This window comes from Lysinibacillus capsici (genome assembly GCF_003367505.1).
In the GTDB taxonomy this organism is placed as follows: Bacteria; Bacillota; Bacilli; order Bacillales_A; family Planococcaceae; genus Lysinibacillus; species Lysinibacillus capsici.
The window spans coordinates 281,026-298,191 of the sequence record NZ_PXXX01000010.1 but is presented as its reverse complement, the minus strand read 5'-3'; the positions used below and the strand labels follow the sequence as shown (position 1 = coordinate 298,191).

The 17,166-nt window shown below is 38.3% G+C and carries 18 protein-coding genes; 8 read left to right on the top strand and 10 right to left on the bottom strand.

Translation table 11 applies throughout. The features are described 5' to 3' along the window. Positions 1-22: 22 nt before the first annotated feature. The 4 genes from C7B89_RS08585 to C7B89_RS08570 all read right to left on the bottom strand — a co-directional run bounded on the left by C7B89_RS08585 (position 23) and on the right by C7B89_RS08570 (position 3,832). Positions 23-907 carry a glycine betaine ABC transporter substrate-binding protein gene (locus C7B89_RS08585; protein WP_048391254.1) on the bottom strand — a complete coding sequence of 295 codons (885 nt, stop codon included), beginning with the start codon at positions 905-907 and terminating at the stop codon, positions 23-25. Positions 908-991: 84 nt separating this feature from the next. Beyond that, complete coding sequence (locus C7B89_RS08580) at positions 992-1,846, bottom strand: ABC transporter permease (protein ID WP_048391252.1); 855 nt, start codon at positions 1,844-1,846, stop codon at positions 992-994. After that, a complete protein-coding gene (locus C7B89_RS08575; protein ID WP_048391251.1) occupies positions 1,839-3,038 on the bottom strand; it encodes a quaternary amine ABC transporter ATP-binding protein in 1,200 nt (399 codons plus the stop codon). The genes C7B89_RS08580 and C7B89_RS08575 overlap by 8 nt, the downstream gene beginning before the upstream one ends. 158 nt (positions 3,039-3,196) lie before the next feature. After that, entirely contained in the window at positions 3,197-3,832 is a 636-nt protein-coding gene (locus C7B89_RS08570) for a GntR family transcriptional regulator (RefSeq protein WP_048391250.1), read from the bottom strand. A 269-nt stretch (positions 3,833-4,101) separates the two neighbouring features. On the opposite strand from C7B89_RS08570, the gene C7B89_RS08565 reads away from it, so the two are divergent. From C7B89_RS08565 to C7B89_RS08550, 4 genes are read left to right on the top strand one after another with little or no spacing between them, the layout of a single operon-like run. Next, positions 4,102-4,833 carry a GTP cyclohydrolase II gene (locus C7B89_RS08565; protein WP_048391249.1) on the top strand — a complete coding sequence of 244 codons (732 nt, stop codon included), beginning with the start codon at positions 4,102-4,104 and terminating at the stop codon, positions 4,831-4,833. Positions 4,834-4,848: 15 nt separating this feature from the next. Continuing rightward, positions 4,849-5,961 carry a bifunctional diaminohydroxyphosphoribosylaminopyrimidine deaminase/5-amino-6-(5-phosphoribosylamino)uracil reductase RibD gene (ribD, locus tag C7B89_RS08560; RefSeq protein WP_081011052.1) on the top strand — a complete coding sequence of 371 codons (1,113 nt, stop codon included), beginning with the start codon at positions 4,849-4,851 and terminating at the stop codon, positions 5,959-5,961. Further along, complete coding sequence (locus C7B89_RS08555) at positions 5,958-7,043, top strand: FAD-dependent monooxygenase (RefSeq protein ID WP_112117585.1); 1,086 nt, start codon at positions 5,958-5,960, stop codon at positions 7,041-7,043. The genes ribD and C7B89_RS08555 overlap by 4 nt, the downstream gene beginning before the upstream one ends. Positions 7,044-7,059: 16 nt before the next feature. Beyond that, a complete protein-coding gene (locus C7B89_RS08550) occupies positions 7,060-7,623 on the top strand; it encodes a 5' nucleotidase, NT5C type (protein WP_115673504.1) in 564 nt (187 codons plus the stop codon). 42 nt (positions 7,624-7,665) lie between these two features. Here the strand turns inward: C7B89_RS08550 and solA are convergent, their stop codons facing one another. The 4 genes from solA to C7B89_RS08530 all read right to left on the bottom strand — a co-directional run bounded on the left by solA (position 7,666) and on the right by C7B89_RS08530 (position 12,762). Then, positions 7,666-8,781, bottom strand: coding sequence for an N-methyl-L-tryptophan oxidase (gene solA, locus C7B89_RS08545; RefSeq protein WP_115673503.1), 1,116 nt, complete (start codon positions 8,779-8,781; stop codon positions 7,666-7,668). Positions 8,782-8,908: 127 nt separating this feature from the next. After that, complete coding sequence (locus C7B89_RS08540; RefSeq protein WP_115673502.1) at positions 8,909-10,258, bottom strand: uracil-xanthine permease family protein; 1,350 nt, start codon at positions 10,256-10,258, stop codon at positions 8,909-8,911. A gap of 51 nt (positions 10,259-10,309) precedes the next feature. Then, a complete protein-coding gene (gene guaD / locus C7B89_RS08535) occupies positions 10,310-11,677 on the bottom strand; it encodes a guanine deaminase (protein WP_112117588.1) in 1,368 nt (455 codons plus the stop codon). A gap of 194 nt (positions 11,678-11,871) precedes the next feature. After that, a complete protein-coding gene (locus tag C7B89_RS08530) occupies positions 11,872-12,762 on the bottom strand; it encodes a LysR family transcriptional regulator (RefSeq protein WP_115673501.1) in 891 nt (296 codons plus the stop codon). A 117-nt stretch (positions 12,763-12,879) separates the two neighbouring features. Here C7B89_RS08530 and C7B89_RS08525 point away from each other — a divergent pair, with 117 nt between their 5' ends. From C7B89_RS08525 to C7B89_RS08515, 3 genes are all read left to right on the top strand, one after another. Continuing rightward, entirely contained in the window at positions 12,880-14,064 is a 1,185-nt protein-coding gene (locus tag C7B89_RS08525) for a YbfB/YjiJ family MFS transporter (RefSeq protein ID WP_115673500.1), read from the top strand. A gap of 185 nt (positions 14,065-14,249) precedes the next feature. After that, positions 14,250-14,990 (top strand): class I SAM-dependent methyltransferase, encoded by a 741-nt coding sequence (locus C7B89_RS08520; protein WP_115673499.1) that lies wholly within the window; start codon positions 14,250-14,252, stop codon positions 14,988-14,990. A gap of 13 nt (positions 14,991-15,003) precedes the next feature. Beyond that, a complete protein-coding gene (locus C7B89_RS08515) occupies positions 15,004-15,519 on the top strand; it encodes a DUF6886 family protein (protein WP_115673498.1) in 516 nt (171 codons plus the stop codon). Positions 15,520-15,567: 48 nt separating this feature from the next. Here C7B89_RS08515 and C7B89_RS08510 read toward each other — a convergent pair whose 3' ends face one another. Together C7B89_RS08510 and C7B89_RS08505 are read right to left on the bottom strand one after the other, a co-directional pair. Then, on the bottom strand, positions 15,568-16,053 hold the full coding sequence (locus tag C7B89_RS08510; RefSeq protein ID WP_066036627.1) for an NUDIX hydrolase: 486 nt from the start codon (positions 16,051-16,053) through the stop codon (positions 15,568-15,570). A gap of 19 nt (positions 16,054-16,072) precedes the next feature. After that, positions 16,073-16,618 (bottom strand): GrpB family protein, encoded by a 546-nt coding sequence (locus C7B89_RS08505; protein ID WP_115673497.1) that lies wholly within the window; start codon positions 16,616-16,618, stop codon positions 16,073-16,075. Positions 16,619-16,700: 82 nt separating this feature from the next. On the opposite strand from C7B89_RS08505, the gene C7B89_RS08500 reads away from it, so the two are divergent. Continuing rightward, a complete protein-coding gene (locus C7B89_RS08500) occupies positions 16,701-17,150 on the top strand; it encodes a 2-thiouracil desulfurase family protein (protein WP_115673496.1) in 450 nt (149 codons plus the stop codon). The last annotated feature ends 16 nt before the right edge of the window (positions 17,151-17,166 follow it).

The following is a 17,166-nucleotide window of genomic DNA, read 5'->3' as shown; positions in this document are numbered from 1 at the left end:
TGCAGGAGTGCCTGTTTTTATATTATTTTTTTACGTCTTTTGTCCATTCAGCCACTTTATCTGGATTAGCATCAACCCATTCTTTCGCAGCGTCTTTTGGATCTTTACCATCCATTACTTCTAACATAACACTTTCTAAATCTTCTGCTGTCCAGTGGAAGTTATCGAGTACTGAATATACATCTGGTAAATCTTCTTTTAAGCCTTTACGTACGAATGTATTAATCGTTTCTTCTCCACCATATACACCCTTTGGATCTTCTAAGTATTTAAGATCATATTTCGCAAATTTCCAGTGTGGTGACCAGCCTGTGACAATAATCTCTTCCTTATCTTTCAGCGCTTTTGATAATGCAGTTGTCATCGCACCAGAAGAAGAAGTAATAAAGTTCCAATCTGCTAAATTATCATATTCTTCTAATGCTTTTTCTGTAGCAGCAGTAATGCCCGCACCTGGCTCAATACCAGTGATTGTATGATCTGCTTCATTAGATAAATCTTCAATAGAATTGACATCCATATAGCTTGGTACAACTAAACCGATTTTTGCACCAGCAAGGTTTTCACCTAGCTCATCTAAATCAGCTTTATATTTTTCATATTGTGAAGCATGTGTATGTGGTAGCCAAGCAGCAACCATTCCATCAGCCTCTCCTTTCGAGACAGCCTCCCACATGATCGCATTATCCAAAGGAGTTAATGTTACATCATAACCTAAATCTTCGAGTACCTGCCCAACAACATTCGTTGAGGCAATTTCTGTATCCCACTCAACATAGGCTAGGTTTACCTCCTTAGAATCACTGTTTTTTCCAGAACTTGAGCCTGAGTCGCCTCCACTACATGCAGCAAGCATGAAGCCTAGACCTAGAGCCATTCCTAACTTTGATAGTGTTTTCAGTTTCATCGAATCTCCCTTTCTCTTCATCATTTTGTATCCAAACTGCCGACATCCACCGGAGGATGGATGGTAGCAAGAAAGATGACATTTCTATAATGCTTTCTTTTTATTGAGGCTTTGTGTTAAACGGTCAATAATGATCGCGAAAATAACTAAGCCTAATCCTGCAACGAAGCCATTCCCAACTTGAGTACGTTGAAGGGCTGTTAATACTTCACGTCCTAGACCAGGAGCCCCAATCATAGAGGCAATAACTACCATAGAAAGTGACAGCATAACGGTTTGGTTAATCCCAGCCATAATGGTTGATTTAGCAAGGGGGATTTCTACTTTAAATAATTTTTGGCTAGCTGTACTACCATAGGAGTCTGCAGCTTCCACTAATTCTTTTGGTACTTGACGAATACCGAGGTTTGTCATACGTACAGTTGGGGGTAAAGCAAAGATAACGGATGCAAAGACACCAGGTACAATACCAATACCAAAAAAGGCAACGGCTGGAATTAAATAGACAAAGCCAGGCATTGTTTGCATGAAATCTAGTATTGGTTTAATAATGTTTTCAGCTACCGTTGATTTTGACATTAAGATACCTAGTGGAATACCGATGATGATGGATATAATACTGGAAAAGATCACAAGCGTGGTTGTTTCCATAAGATGAGTCCATAATCCTTGGTTATAGATAAACAACAAGCCAATTAATGAGAATGCAGCAAGCCCTAACTTTTTGCCTGAAACGAAGAAGGCAAATATCACGACAAGAAGTATAAGAATAATGGCTGGGATACTAATTAATAAATCAGTGACCTGATTCATGAGTAGTTTTCCGAATTGCTGAATAGAGTTAAAGAACGCTGAAAAATTACTCGTCAACCAGTCCATAGCTGATTCTACCCACGGAGCTAATGGTAATGTTGGAATATTATCTAAAAAGTTATTCATGTGATTCGGCCTCCTCATCGCTAGTTGACAGTGCTTGGATGACAACGCCCCTAATTAGTACACCAAGCAAGCGACCATCTTTCACAACGGCAATAGGAGTAGGAGAATTATAAATCATCCCTAAAATATCCTGTAGTAGCATATCTGGTGGAACAGTTAATACTTCTGATTGCACAATAGAATGGACGGTTTGCTCTTGTTTCTTCGCTGCAGCTAGTGCATCGTCTGCAGTGATATAGCCTTTTAAATGTCTATTTTTATCAACAGCCATTAATAAACTTACAGCCTCTTGACGCATACGCTTTAGTGCCACTTTAGGGCCATCTAGGTCTGTATTGACATAAACTGGTCGTACCATGACATTTTCAGCTGTCAATACTTTAGATCGATCCACATCTTCCACGAATGTTTTGACATAATCATTTGCTGGGTTGGTTAATATTTCTTCACCCGTACCAATCTGAATGATAGAGCCATCCTTCATAATGGCAATGCGATCCCCAATGCGTAATGCTTCATTTAAATCATGTGTGATAAATAAAATTGTTTTTTTCAATGTTTGTTGTAGATCGAGTAGCTCATCTTGCATTTCCTTGCGAATCAATGGATCAAGTGCTGAAAATGCTTCATCCATTAGTAATATTTCAGGATCATTAGCAAGGGCTCGTGCTAAACCAACACGCTGCTGCATACCACCTGATAACTGATTTGGATACTGGTCTTTATAAGCGAGTAATCCAGCATTTTCTAAAGCCTGTTCAGCTTTTGCTTGCCGTTCTTCTTTTGAAATACCTCGAATTTCAAGGCCATATTCGGTATTTTGAAGTAATGTACGATGGGGGAATAAACCGAAGTTTTGGAAAACCATGCTCATTTTGTTTCTTCGTACAGACCGTAGACTTTCTTTTCCCATGGTAGAAATATTTTCTCCATCGATATATATATTTCCGCTCGTTGGTTCAATTAGGCGGTTTAAAAGCCGTATAAGCGTGGATTTGCCACTTCCTGACAATCCCATAATAACAAAGATTTCTCCTTCGTTGACAGTAAAGCTTGCATCGTATACTCCAACAGTTGCACCTGTTTCTTTTAAGATATCAGTCTTACTTTTTTGTTGCTTAACGAGTTCTAGTGCTTGGGGAATATGTTTGCCAAACACTTTCGATACGTGTTCTATTTTAATTTTTTCCATAGAAGCACTCCTTTCGTAGATTATTACTATGTGAGGATAATGATACCCAAAAATAAACAAGTAACAACCTTACTGTAGCAAAGGGTTGTTACTTTTGTCAAATCGACAAATAAGAAAAAACCCGCTTAAACGCTGTTATATCAGCGCTTAAACGGATTTTAATTTGGGTATAAAAAGCTTTGAACTCTAGCGAAACTTTCATCATTTCCAACAAAATAAATAATGTCCCCTTCTTCAAATGAGACATAAGGACCAGGGGATAGTAATAATTCATTGCCACGTCGAATACCAACGATAGTACTAGAAGTATTTTGCCAAAAATTTAAAGCTTGTACAGTTTGATGAATGCATGGACTATCAGCTGTCATTTCTAATTGATAGGGGATGAACGGATTGACTGACCGGTAATGCTCTGTGCGGCTAATTAGTTGCTTTGCCTTGTCTTGTAAATTAATCAATTCATGATGTTGCTTTTGAATACTTGTCAAAAGCTCATTTTGTATTTCATGAATCGATTGTACATCATGAAACTGTCTGACGAATTGAGCCGCTTTTTCATACGATTTTATAATTACGCCACTACCTTTTGAAGCTTCAACAATTTCTAAGTCTTGCAAAACGGCAATAGCTCTTCTTGCCGTCTCAGCAGAAACATTATATTGACTGGCAAGAGAGGATCTTGCATATATTTTATCGCCAATGCTGTATTTTCTTTCAACAATCTTGGAGGCGAGATCAATGGCTATTTGTTGATATTTTGGTTGCTTTAGTTGAACATTTTTTTCTAAGTTCATGTTAAACTTCCTTTCGTCATTACAGTACCACAGCTTATTATAGACTAGCCTGCACAGAAAAAATAGCATCTCCATAAGCTAGTAGTATATGATGAAAAAGTAATAATAAAATTATCATCCCTAATAATTATAATTAAAGAGTAATAGCTGTCGATTGACACTTTTTAGTTATTATTATAAACTAAGTTACGTTATGTAAGTGATGTGAAAATACATGTGCTCAGTTGGTGAATTTAGCCAACTGTTTCTATAGAAGGTTGGAGATTAATATGACAATTACAACTAAAGTGATGGACTTAGTAAAAGATAAAATGACGTTAGTAAAGCATACAAATACAGAGAATATTTGCCTAGTTGGACCAGTGAAATTACCTGTAAAACAAGGCGATTTTTCTGCAACTTTTCAATGGTATAACTGGCTTAAAATTGATGCGAATTTAACTAAAGAAGAAATCATTGATGGATTAGCCGCTGCTAATTTAGCATTTTTACAACAATCCTCTGTGCTTGTATATGGTGATTTTACCCATTCAGAAGATGCTTTAATCCGAATGCATAGTATTTGTCACACAGGCGACATATTTGGCAGCCAGCGTTGTGATTGTGGATACCAGTTGCATGAGTCTATGAAAATGATAGTTGAGCATGGCTGTGGTGCTATATTTTATTTAGCTGATCATGAAGGTCGTGGTATTGGACTATTCTCTAAATCTCTTGCTTATTTATTGCAAGAGGAAGGGCTCGATACAGTTGAAGCAAACCATGCACTTGGCTTCCCAGATGATACACGTTCTTATGACGAAGCACTTGCGGTATTAGCTACACTGCGTACCAAACCAGTAACACTTATTACAAATAATCCGAAGAAATTGGCTGCATTACAGGCTCGTGGCATGGCTGCGGAAGGGCATGTTCCTTTATGGGGCGGTTTGACAGAGACGAATCGTTTTTATTTAGAAACGAAAGTTGAAAAATCTGGACATATACGTGAAAAGCAATAGGTGGAGGTTGCGATGATGATGAATGTAGATGAAAAGTATATGCAACTGGCTTTGGATTTAGCAGCTAGTGCTAAAGGAAATACGAACCCTAATCCACTTGTTGGGGCTGTAATCGTGAAGAACGGTGTGATTGTAGGTACAGGTTTACACAGAAAAGCAGGGGAACCACATGCTGAAGTGCATGCTTTTCGAATGGCTGGAGAGCATGCACTGGGTGCTACGTTATATGTAACGTTAGAGCCTTGTTCACATTATGGTAAGACACCTCCTTGTGCCAATTTAGTGAAGGAATCTGGTGTCAGTCGAGTGGTAATTGCTATGCAAGATCCAAATCCAGCAGTAGCAGGTCGTGGCATCCAATTGCTACAAGATGCTGGAATAATGGTGGAAGTGGGGGTTTTAGAGCAACAAGCGCGCCGTTTAAATGAGCGTTTTATTCACAATATGCTTACGCATCGTCCTTTTGTTATTTCAAAATTTGCTATGACTCTAGATGGGAAAATTGCTACGCATACAGGACATTCAAAATGGGTAACTGGAGAGGGTGCACGTGAGGATGTTCACCATATTCGTCATGAAGTAGATGGAATTTTAGTTGGCGTGGGTACAGTCATTGCTGATAATCCTTCTTTAACAACAAGACTAAAAGAAGGATATGGAAAAAATCCAACACGTATTATTATGGATAGTTCTCTACGTACACCTGACAATGCAAATGTCTTGAATACAGAGGATGCACCAACGATTCTTGTTTGTAGTGACGACGTAAGCCAAGAAAAAATTCATTTATTTACAGAAAAAGGTGTTACAGTTTTACCCGTACAAAAAAATGAATATGGATTACAGATTGATGAGATGCTTGAAAAGCTTTATATACACGGCATAACAGATATTTTGCTAGAAGGTGGAAGTAAAATGAATGCTTCCTTTTTACAGCAAGGTGCAATCGATAAATATGTAGTATATATAGCACCTAAAGTTTTGGGTGGAAATCTATCGTTAACGCCGTTTGCTGGCTATAATCCCTCTCTCATGCATGAGGCATGGAATGTTGAGTTTGCATCATTTGATAAAATAGGCGAGGATTTGCGTATTATTGCCTATCCAAAGCAGGGTGAAGAAAAGTGAACTATCAAGCAGATGTCTGTATAGTAGGGGCAGGTCCTGCTGGTGCATTGTTATCCTACCTACTTGCTAAAAAAGGGCTGTCAGTGATTTTATTAGAGCAAAATGTAGCACTTGGTCAGGCATTTCGTGGCGAGCATTTAAATGAGGAAGGGGAGGCTGTTTTAAAAAGCCACCATCTTTTCGAAGCAGTCGAGGCACTCGGTATATTACGAATGGAGAAACTTGAGTATTATGCTGGTGGCAGAGCATTTAAAACAATTCTTCCAGATGAAGCAATAGGACATTTAGGCATTCATGTACCACAGGCAAATTTATTAAAAGGAATTTTACAAAAAGCACAGCTGTTCCCTAACTTTACATGCTTGCTACATACAAAGGTAACAAAGCTGATCGCGGATGCTACTGGTCATTATAGAGGCGTTATGGCGATAAAAAACGGGGACCCTATACAAATCGATAGTCAGTTAATTATCGGTGCGGATGGTCGTTATTCTACTATTCGTAAGCAAGCACATATTGATGTTCAGAAACAGAAGCATGGCTTTGATTTACTGTGGGCTAAAATTCCTGCGCCAGCTGATTGGGAACCATCCATAAAAATGGCACTCATCGATGATAAGCAGCTGTCATTGTTTACACAAGTTGGTGGTTATCTTCAAATAGGCTGGAATATTGAGCAAGGTAGTTTCCCTCAGCTTCGAAAACTAGCGTTTACACCCTTTATCCAGCAGCTTGTGGAGGCATTTCCAGAATTAACGAAGACAGTGCAGGCACAGATAACTTCCTGGCAGGATTTTGTTTTGCTTGATGTCTTTAGTAGCCATTGTAATAGTTGGGGGACAAAGGGCCTTGTCTTGCTAGGGGACGCTGTTCATACAATGACACCAACAGGCGCTTTTGGGCTGAATAGTGCACTAAAAGATGCAGATTGTCTTGCATCATTGCTAAATAAAGACACACTAGCACAATTTAACGTACAATATTTTCAACAAATGCGTAAGCAAGCCATTGAGGAAGTATTAGCAAAACAAATTGAAAAAGAACAGACATTTGCTTCTAACTTTATAAACAAGGCTTCGTGAAAGGACGAACAACTAGATGAAGTTTGGCTTTGATATAGATGACACATTAATTGATTTACGAGCACATGCCTTTTCACTTTATAATAAAAAGCTTGGCAAAAAGGTTTCCTTTGAAACCTTTCAAGCGATACAACGAGTAGAAATTCATGAACCATTTGGATTAACAGATGAGGAAGGAACTGCCTTGTGGAATAGCGCATTGGAAGAGATCTATTTTACGGACTGTCCATCTTTTGATGGTGCTTTAAAAGCCCTCCAAGCTTTAGCAGAGCAGGGACATGACATTTACTATATTACATCTCGTCCAAAGCAATATTGTGCGCAAACAAAAGCTTGGATGGAAGCACAGGGCTTTCCAATAACAGACGGTCATTTTTTTTGTGGCATGCAAGATGCAGAAAAGGTAGCCATTATAAAAGAGCTTGCTTTAGATATTTATGTAGATGATAAACCAGCAGTACTTGAGACACTTCATGATGTGACAACTAAGGTAATCTTAAAGAATCAATCTTATAACCAGCATGTAAATCTTCCACGTTTATATGATTGGCAAGAGTTTCAAATGATGTTAACAAAATAAAGGATTGGTGCAACGACTAACCGTTGTACCGATCCTTTTTTGCTAAAATCGACTAAGTTTAAAGGTAGATAAATCTTGTTTACTTTTGCCTTCTATAATTAAATCTGCAAGAGCTTCCCCAACGGCACTACTAAATTTAAAGCCATGACCAGAAAAACCTGCAGCAATCACAATATTCTGATGTTCAGGTAAAAAGTCGATGATGAAATCTTCATCTGGTGTCATCGAATACTTACATGTTTTTCCGTATTTAAGCGTTCCATGCTGAGGCATAAACTGATCAATGAAGTTTTGTAAGTCAACAGCATCAGACGCATCAAACGGACGTAGAGGGTCGTTTGGATTAACCACATCACCACCATCGTGTCGTCCAAGTTTTAACCCCGCTCCATCAATACTTGGAAAGCCGTAGTAGGTTGAATCGGCAAATTCAAAGCAATAGGCTGGAAAAACTTTATCACGATACAGCTGCTCATCTGCCTCAAACCATGCAAAGGTTTTCCGCGTTGGTGTGACGGGTATGCTCACGTCTACTGTTTGTAATAATTCTGTTGCCCATGCACCAGCCGTTACTATTAATTGCTTTGCTTTATAGCTATTATGTACTGTTTGTACCTGTACAATATCACCAGCTTGGATAGCCAATACTTTTTCATTTGTTCGAAGGCTTGCACCCGCCTCCAAGGCTAATTTTTTATAGGCTTGAATACATGCTTCGACACGAAGGACACCAGCTGTAGGTTCAAAGCAAGCAACTAAATTTTTTGGCAAGAATAACCCTGGCCATTTGTTCATTGCTTCAGCAGGTGAATAGTGTTCAAGCGCTAAATTATAGAGCGCAGCACTAGCCTTCACATTTTGAATGAAGGCACATGTTGGCTCTCCAATATTAACTACACCAGTTTGTAAAAATAAGCTTTCATTTGCTAAAGACTCTAGCTCTTGCCAAAGCTCGCCAGCTCTTTTTACAAAAGGTACATAGCTAGCTCCTTCACCATAGGCAAAGCGAATGATTCTTGTATCCCCATGATGACTACCTACTTCATGGGGTGGAGTAAAGGCATCTAGCATAAGTACATTTTTTCCTTCCTTTGCTAAAAAGTAACCAGCCGCCATCCCCATGGAGCCAGCACCAACTATTATGACATCATAGTCCATTTTAATCCCTACTTTTTTACTCTAGTATAACAGATTTATAGGGAAGGAAACAGAATTTTTAGAAAATAAATAGACACAGCACCTGCAATCCGAATGGACTAGAGATGCTGTGCGTTGTAGATAGCTACTATTTTGAGCTTGGTAAAATTTTATTAAGGAAAATCGCTACGAGCGCAGCGGTTGCAATAGGCGAACCAAATAAATACTGCACGGTTGTAGGTAAGGAATACAGGAAATCATCAGGCAATAATGTCAATGCTAACGTTAAAATAACAGGAATCGCGATGACATACATTTCCTTTTCACCAATATGTTCATTTTTCATGACCTGTAAACCACTAATGGCTATTATGCCGCAGACGATCACAAATACACCACCAATAACAGCTGAAGGAATTGCTGAGATGAGTGCTGCTAATTTACCAGAGAAGCCGAAGACGATAAACCAAATACCTGCTGCTATAAAGACACGACGGCTCGCAATCCCAGTAATAGAGATAACACCTGCATTTGTTGAATAACCTGTCACAGGAGTGGAGCCAAGTAAAGAAGCAATAAAGCAGCCAATTCCTTCACCAATAACACCACGGTTAATTTGTTTATTTGTTAAAGGTTGGTCGATGACATTGCTAATGGCAAACCATGTTCCTGTTGTTTCAGCCATTAAGACAATATATATAATGACCATTGTGATAATAGCAGAAAAATTAAAGCTAAAACTAAAATCTGCAAATGGAATTTGTGGCATGCTAAACCATTTGGCTTGCGATACAGGAGATAAATCTAAAACACCCATGATATTTGCTGCAATACTACCAGCAATTAAGGCGATGATGACAGAAGCAATTCGGAATAGACGTCCTTTTTGATGGAAGACTGTGCCTAACATGACACAAATAATTAATACGAATGCTGAGATAAGTGCTAAATAAATGTTTTGATTTATGGATGCGCCTGCACCATTAAAAATATTATCACTTAAACCAACAGGCATTAAGGACAATCCAACCACAAAGATAATCGTTCCACCAACAATTGGTGGAATAAATGTTTGGACAATTTTATTGAAGATACCTGTATAGCCTAAAATAATAACCAAAATGGCTCCAATTAAACTAGCACCTAGCACAGTACTCCAACCTAAATCACCACTACCACTTGCTGCATTGATCCCAACAATGGCACCAAGTGGAACATAGGATGGACCTTGTGCCATCGGTAATTTCATACAAAAATGTGTTTGCACAATCGTCGCGACCCCAGCTGCAATAAAGGTTGATTGAATCAAGGCGCTTGCCTGACCAGTTTGTAGACCGATTAGCATGGCAATTAAAAAGGGCACCACATAAACATCCATAGCCATAACATGCTGTAAACCGAGTAGAGCAGACTGGCCGAACGAAATTTTTTCATCTGGTAACACGGTTAATTGTGTTTGTTTTGTTTGATTAGTTAGTTTTCTATGTTGTGTTTCCACGAAGTTGTACACCTCAAAATGATAGATTTTTATTAGAGAATAAGAGAATGATTAGCCTCTCCTATGAACTTTATTTCCTTGCACCCATACCTCGCGGATATTTTCTGGCCGTACAAGATACATGATTTTTTGGAATATATCGTGTAAATCTTCATTTGGATCAAAAATCGGAAGCCTAGCAGTAGGAATTTTTGTATCGATAATTTGTACATCCCATGTATAGTTTTCCTGTAAACGGCCAATTGGAAGACTTAAGCTTTCTCCACCACCAGCTGTCGCTAGATAGAAGGCCTCATTTATTGTAATGCGTGAATTTGGGACACCACGCTTTTCGGCGGAAATGGTTGTATCTACACCATCCTCTAGCATTCTCGATGACATAACAGCTTGTCTTGCATTATCAAAAAGACTTGGAGAAAATCCGCCTGAAACATCTGAACCTAGTCCAATATCAACGCCCATTGCATGAAAGCGGGCGATTGGAATCACGCTGTTAGCAAAATAGGCATTAGAGATTGGACAATGACCTATGGCAGTGCCAGTTTCAGCAAATAATCTGGCATCCTCATCGCTTAAGAAATTACAATGAGCCATGACAGATTTTTCACCTAACAAACCAAAATTATGTAAGGCGACGGCATCATTTTTGTTGAAACGTTCTTTGACGTAGCTGTGCTCCCAGTCACTTTCACTACAGTGTGATTGGATATGTGTATCATATTTCGCAGCTAATTCACCTAAGCCCTTTAAGGCACCGTCTGTACAGCTTGGAATAAAGCGAGGAGTGACAACGGGATAAACACCCTGTTTAGTCGTTTTAGCTAAATTTTTTACAGCTAAAATAAATTCCTCCGTATCCTCTAATGCGGTTTTTGTGTTTTCATCTCGATAAAAATCAGGATTCTGTTCAGGATCGTCCATGACCACTTTTCCGACTAATCCTCGCTGTCCCTTTTCAGCACAGATTTTCGCTAAAAGTACACTGGCCTCCTTATGGACCGTCGCAAAATATAATGATGTAGTTGTACCATTGGCAAGTAGTGTGCTTACTAAATCCTCATAAACTTCTTGAGCAAATACTAAATCGGAGAATTTTGATTCGATAGGGAAAGTATATGTGTTTAACCAATCGTAAAGAGGAATGTCTAAAGCTGTCCCAGATTGTGCCCATTGAGGTGCATGTACATGCAAATCGACAAATCCCGGTAGGAAATATTGGCCTTCAGCTAATGCATGGAAGTTATTTTGATTTTGATATGTAATTAATAGTTGTTGGTAATCAGGTTGTTCGGGAGCGATAGTTTTAACAATCATACCGTCAGCATTAATGAAAAATAAATAATCCTTTAAAATGTGAACGTCAGTAGCAGATTTACTAGTAAAAGCTGTTCCTTTGAAAATATGCGTATATTCAGACATAAAAACCACCTTAATGTTCGTTTATTGATAATAACATGGATTATTATAGGCTATAAAAACTATTAAGTCTACAAAAAAACGAATATTAATATAATGACTAAAGAAATGCATGCACCTTTTTAACTACATTTTTACAGCTTTGACAAGCGTTGATAGATAACAAAAGAAGGCACCTATTTGAGAGTGCCTTCTTTCTATATGATCGATTCATTGATGATGTGAAGAAAATTATTAAAGGATGTGGAGTGATGCAATTCATTTTTTCTTGTACAAAGGTAAATCGGTCGTTGGATATCAATGTCCTTAATAAAAACGCGGGCAACTTGCTGCTGTAGAATAAAGCTAGAAGCTGCTATGGATGGTGCTAGCATTGTACCAAAACCTGCCGCAATGGCATGTATGGATTCATTAATCCCGTCTAGTTGTAAACCTACTTTCGGTGGAGGGATTTTATGCACTTTACATAGAGCATTTAAGTATTCTTTTGTGGAACTACCATCCTCCCTTGTGACGAAGGGCTGCTGCATAAGTTCTGCAAGCGATACTGTTTGACCTGCCAGATGATGATTGTGCGGCACAATAAACCAATAATCCAAATTCATTAGAAATTGATAATTAATATCAGCATGATGTCCATCTTCTTTGACGATAAAAGCTAAATCAGCTTTATAATGGAGTAAATCCTCAATCACTTGCTGGGAATTGGCGGTCTTTAAATGAATATGTGTTGCTGGATAAACTTGTTTAAATTGAGCTAACCATTTAGGTAGTAAAAAATGGGAGGGAACATGCGTGGAGGCAATTTGCAGTTCTTCATTGCCCGTATTTTTAAGCTGTTCAACTTTATTTTCGATATCAGTTTCTAGATCAAATAAGCGCTGTGCCTGTTTGTATAAAAAAGTACCATTTTGTGTTAGCGAAATGCCCCTACCTTTGGCTTCTAGCAGTGTCAAGCCTAGTTCTTTCTCTAAATTTCGAATTTGAATGGTTACAGCAGGCTGACTAATCATAAGTGTCTGTGCCGCTTTGGAAACACTATTGAGTTCAGCCACCTTTGTAAATAAACGTAGAGCATGTAAATTCATGTCGTTACACCTTTCATAAATTTTTTTTATGCTTTTATATACATTATATATTAGATTTATTAATTTGCGCTCTGTATCCTTTTAATTACAGTAGAATATATGAGAGGGGGGTTCATCATGAATCGACAACATATAGGAATTGTCTTTGGAGGAATTTTATTATTAGTTGTTGCTATGGGGATTAGTCGATTTGCCTTCACACCGATTCTACCCTTTATGCGTCATGATGTAGGGTTTTCATTGGAAGTGGCTGGTTTTTTAGCTTCAAGCAATTATATTGGTTATTTCATTGGCGCATTATGGGCAGGGTTCATTTATCGTCAACGTAAAAATGTTTTAATGGCAAGTGTTGTTACCAATGTCCTATCTGTTATATTAATGGGCTTAATAGAAGTGTATAGTGTTTGGCTAGTTCTGCGTTTAATTGCGGGCATTACAGGGGGCCTTATTTTTGTGTTAACATCGAGTATTATTATGGATTACTTGGCGAAGCATTCATTATCACGATGGTCTGGCTATGTATTTAGTGGTATAGGCTTAGGGATTGCTATTTCAGGTTTATGTGTACCTGCTATAGAAGCAAGATTTGCTTGGCAGGGTGCATGGTTAGGCTTAGGAATTTTATCAGCGATTTTTTTATTTATTACCTCTTATTTATGGAGAAGTTTAGTGGTGCAGGACAGCACAAAAGTTACGAAATCTCTTGATACAAAAATGACAAAGGGTTTTATGCCATGGCTGATTTTATCCTATGGTTTAGAGGGGTTAGGCTATATTATTACAGGTACTTTTTTAGTCGATATTATTCATAATATTCCTTCTCTTCAAGCTTACTCTTCCTATAGCTGGGTCATTGTGGGGCTCGCGGCTATTCCATCAGCTCCTGTTTGGACGGTCTTATTAGAGAAGTTTTCAGCTATAAAAATTTTGTTTGTGGCATACATACTGCAAGTGGTTGGTATCCTGTTACCTGTTTTTGCACAAACGGTATGGAGCGTTTTATTAGCATCTTTTTTATTCGGTCTAACCTTTGTAGGAATTGTCACGCTAACTACTTCCTATGCACGACACCTATTCCCGACAAAGAGCGGATTCGTTGTTTCTTTATTAACAACCTTTTATGCTTTTGGACAAATTATCGGACCGATTATCGCAGGAAAACTGGTTGAAGTTTATAGTAGCTATAAAGCAGCACTTATATTTGCTGGTGTCATAGTGTTTCTTGCATTGCTCGTTATGGTAATTGGTAGATGGCTAACTGTAAAAAAAGAAGCTGTTGCTGAACATACAATTTCTATATAACGCATAAAAGCCAGAAATCCTATTTGGATTTCTGGCTTTATCATTTACTTAAAGAAGCCGTGCCTCTATCTACATGATATTAAAAAATAAAATAAAAGTCTATATATTTTTTTCTTTATATGGAAAAATAGACAAGTGCACACAGGACGTAACGTTACGATTTTACTTTGAAATGGGGACTGTAAATGAACACAGAACAAGCTATTCAACGCTGGAATCGATATGCGGAAAGGTATACAGCAAACTACGATGAGCAGGGGGATATTCATCGTGTCGTACTGTTAAATCCCACCATCTTTTCTTTGCTAGGTGAGGTAGATGGAAACCATCTATTAGATGCAGGATGTGGAGAAGGCTATTTAAGCAGATTACTGGGAAAGAAGGGTGCAAGAGTAACAGCTGTTGATTTTTCACAAAAAATGCTAGACATTGCTTTGGAAAGAACATCACAGCAGGAAGCTATTCAATTTTTACACGGGAATTGTGAAAATTTATCCTTTTTAGCAGATGAACAATTTGATGGTATTGTTTCAAATATGGTTCTCCAAGATTTAGAGGATTATCAGGCTGCTTTATGTGAGATGTTTCGATTATTAAAACCTAATTGCACTTTTATTTTTTCGATTTTACACCCATGCTTTGTGACACCAAATAGTGGATGGATGAGACATGAGCAGCTAGATCAACAGTATTGGAAAGTCCAACGTTATTTTTATGAAGGGGAGTATCACCAGCTAGATGCTGACCCACCAATAGTTCTATACCACCGAACATTAACAAGCTATGTGCAAGCAATTAGGCAAGCTGGATTTACTATTGAGACTATTGTAGAGCCCAAGCCATCACAAGACATGCTAAGGAAGTACCCTCAATTTGCGGAAGATTTGCATTGTGCAGATTTTATTGTTTTTAAATTAAAGAAATAAAGGAGAAGTACCGATGCGTTTATTTCATGTCAGTGAAGACCCTACTATTATGATTTTTCATCCTCGACTGCCTGAGCGACCAGATTTAGATGCCAAAAAAGGGCTAGTATGGGCAATCAACGAAAGATGCCTGCCAAACTATTTAACGCCAAGAGATTGTCCGCGTGTCTGCTTTCATGCAGGAGATCAAACAACAGAGCAGGACAGACAGCAATATCTACATCAAGCTTTACATGTAGTAGTCATAGAAAACAAGTGGTGGGAAGTATTGAAAACTACAAGTCTTTACCTGTATGAGTTTGATAGTAATGGATTCACTTTACAGGATGATATTGCGGGCTATTATACGAGTGAATTAACACAAATGCCCATCCATGTCTCAGAGATCAATGATATAGCTAAAGCATTATTGGAGCGCAATGTTGAATTGCGAATCGTGGATAGCTTATGGGAAATACATGATGACATCCAAAATACAAGCTTAAATTGGTCAATATGCAGAATGCGCTTTGCACAACCAAGATTCTAAAAACAAGCCTCGTTATGCACCTATTGCATGGACGAGGCTTATTTATTATTAGACAGTCGATGTTTGTTCAATTGGTGCTGAAGAGATATTGACTAATTTCTTATCTTGATATGTAAAAATATAATCATAGTTAGTTGTTTCATTGAGCATCTTAGGTAAATAATATTTTAAGTCCGCAATACCTACATTTTCAGGGTGTAAAATCCAAGTAAGCTCCTTCCAATCAAGAATGCCCTCAGCAACCTTTATCGGTGTTACATATGGGAAAGATTCAGGTAGTTCCGCTATAAACGCATACATACAACCATAGTTTACAACGCCATCTGTCCAGGTAATCTTACCCTTATAGGTAATATCCTCAACCGTAATGCCTGTTTCTTCTTTAATTTCTCGTAAGGCACCAGCTAATGGTGTTTCATCCTGTTCAATTTTGCCACCAACACCATTCCATGCGCCCATCCACTGAGGCTTATCTCTATTCAATAAAAGGATATAATCACCTTTCTTCAGAAAACAAATTGTAAATTCAGCCAAGTTTGTTCCTCCTTTTTCTTTAGTTATCTGAATTGGCAGGAGACCAGCCAGTCTGCTGACTCCAATGATTTGCTTGTTTTAAAATTTCCCATATGATCGATTCTTTAGATTTTGTATAAAGTTGACGATTATATTGGTATTTCTTAGCCAATACATATTTTACCTGCTCATAGCGACGACAGTAATCTGGATGACGGCGCAAAAAATCTCGAAATAATAAGGCTAGCTGCTCTGCCCAACTACCAGCCTGTCGAACATGAATATGTACTCGTCTATCTCCAGGAGCCTCTCGAAAATAGCGTTTAGACTTGTCTGGATTTTCTGCTCGATAACTAAAACCTAGAGATTCTAATGGAGCTTTAAATGCTGCCAATGGTGTAAACGATGCGACGGATATTTGTATATCAATTACAGGCTTTGCTGCTAGCCCTGTTACAGCAGTTGAGCCAATATGATCAATTCTCAGCGCTGTGTTTCCTATGGCCTCCCGTAATTGACAGCCTATGCTATGAAATTCCTTAGCCCATTCATCTGTATAAGGTAAAATCAAAATAGGATCAGGCATTTTATCTCCTCCCTTGGTCTTCATAATTATTGTAGCATGCGTGTTATAGTGGAATAAAGATAGTAGAGGGAGTGTGAAAAAGATGATTTTAATAAGTGCTTGCTTAGCAGGTTTAAATGTTCGTTATAATGGCACAAACAGTCTAGATGAAAAAATACAAAAGCTTGTGTTAGAAAATAAAGCTGTCACCGTTTGCCCAGAGCTGATGGGAGGCTTTTCAACGCCCCGCGAACCGGCTGAAATTGTAGGTGGCAATGGACAAGATGTACTTGATGGCAACACAACAGTGGTTGAAAGTTCTGGACGAGATGTCACAAATTTATATCTGAAGGGAGCCTATGCAACCTTACAAAAAGCACTTGAGGTAGGGGCAACTCATGTCATTTTAAAGGAATATAGCCCATCCTGTGGCAGTGCAAAGATTTATAACGGTGCGTTTAATGGAACAAAATTAGCTGGCGAAGGAGTAACTACGGCATTGCTTCGAAGAAACAATATCGTAGTGCTATCTGAAGAGAATTTTTTTGAATGATTAAAGAGAGGCCCCT

Coding starts and splice junctions, on each gene's coding strand:
- C7B89_RS08585 (WP_048391254.1), bottom strand. CDS start 907: ATGAAACTGAAAACACTATCAAAGTTAGGAATGGCTCTAGGTCTAGGC.
- C7B89_RS08580 (WP_048391252.1), bottom strand. CDS start 1,846: ATGAATAACTTTTTAGATAATATTCCAACATTACCATTAGCTCCGTGG.
- C7B89_RS08575 (WP_048391251.1), bottom strand. CDS start 3,038: ATGGAAAAAATTAAAATAGAACACGTATCGAAAGTGTTTGGCAAACAT.
- C7B89_RS08570 (WP_048391250.1), bottom strand. CDS start 3,832: ATGAACTTAGAAAAAAATGTTCAACTAAAGCAACCAAAATATCAACAA.
- C7B89_RS08565 (WP_048391249.1), top strand. CDS start 4,102: ATGACAATTACAACTAAAGTGATGGACTTAGTAAAAGATAAAATGACG.
- ribD (WP_081011052.1), top strand. CDS start 4,849: ATGATGAATGTAGATGAAAAGTATATGCAACTGGCTTTGGATTTAGCA.
- C7B89_RS08550 (WP_115673504.1), top strand. CDS start 7,060: ATGAAGTTTGGCTTTGATATAGATGACACATTAATTGATTTACGAGCA.
- solA (WP_115673503.1), bottom strand. CDS start 8,781: ATGGACTATGATGTCATAATAGTTGGTGCTGGCTCCATGGGGATGGCG.
- guaD (WP_112117588.1), bottom strand. CDS start 11,677: ATGTCTGAATATACGCATATTTTCAAAGGAACAGCTTTTACTAGTAAA.
- C7B89_RS08530 (WP_115673501.1), bottom strand. CDS start 12,762: ATGAATTTACATGCTCTACGTTTATTTACAAAGGTGGCTGAACTCAAT.
- C7B89_RS08525 (WP_115673500.1), top strand. CDS start 12,880: ATGAATCGACAACATATAGGAATTGTCTTTGGAGGAATTTTATTATTA.
- C7B89_RS08520 (WP_115673499.1), top strand. CDS start 14,250: ATGAACACAGAACAAGCTATTCAACGCTGGAATCGATATGCGGAAAGG.
- C7B89_RS08515 (WP_115673498.1), top strand. CDS start 15,004: ATGCGTTTATTTCATGTCAGTGAAGACCCTACTATTATGATTTTTCAT.
- C7B89_RS08505 (WP_115673497.1), bottom strand. CDS start 16,618: ATGCCTGATCCTATTTTGATTTTACCTTATACAGATGAATGGGCTAAG.
- C7B89_RS08500 (WP_115673496.1), top strand. CDS start 16,701: ATGATTTTAATAAGTGCTTGCTTAGCAGGTTTAAATGTTCGTTATAAT.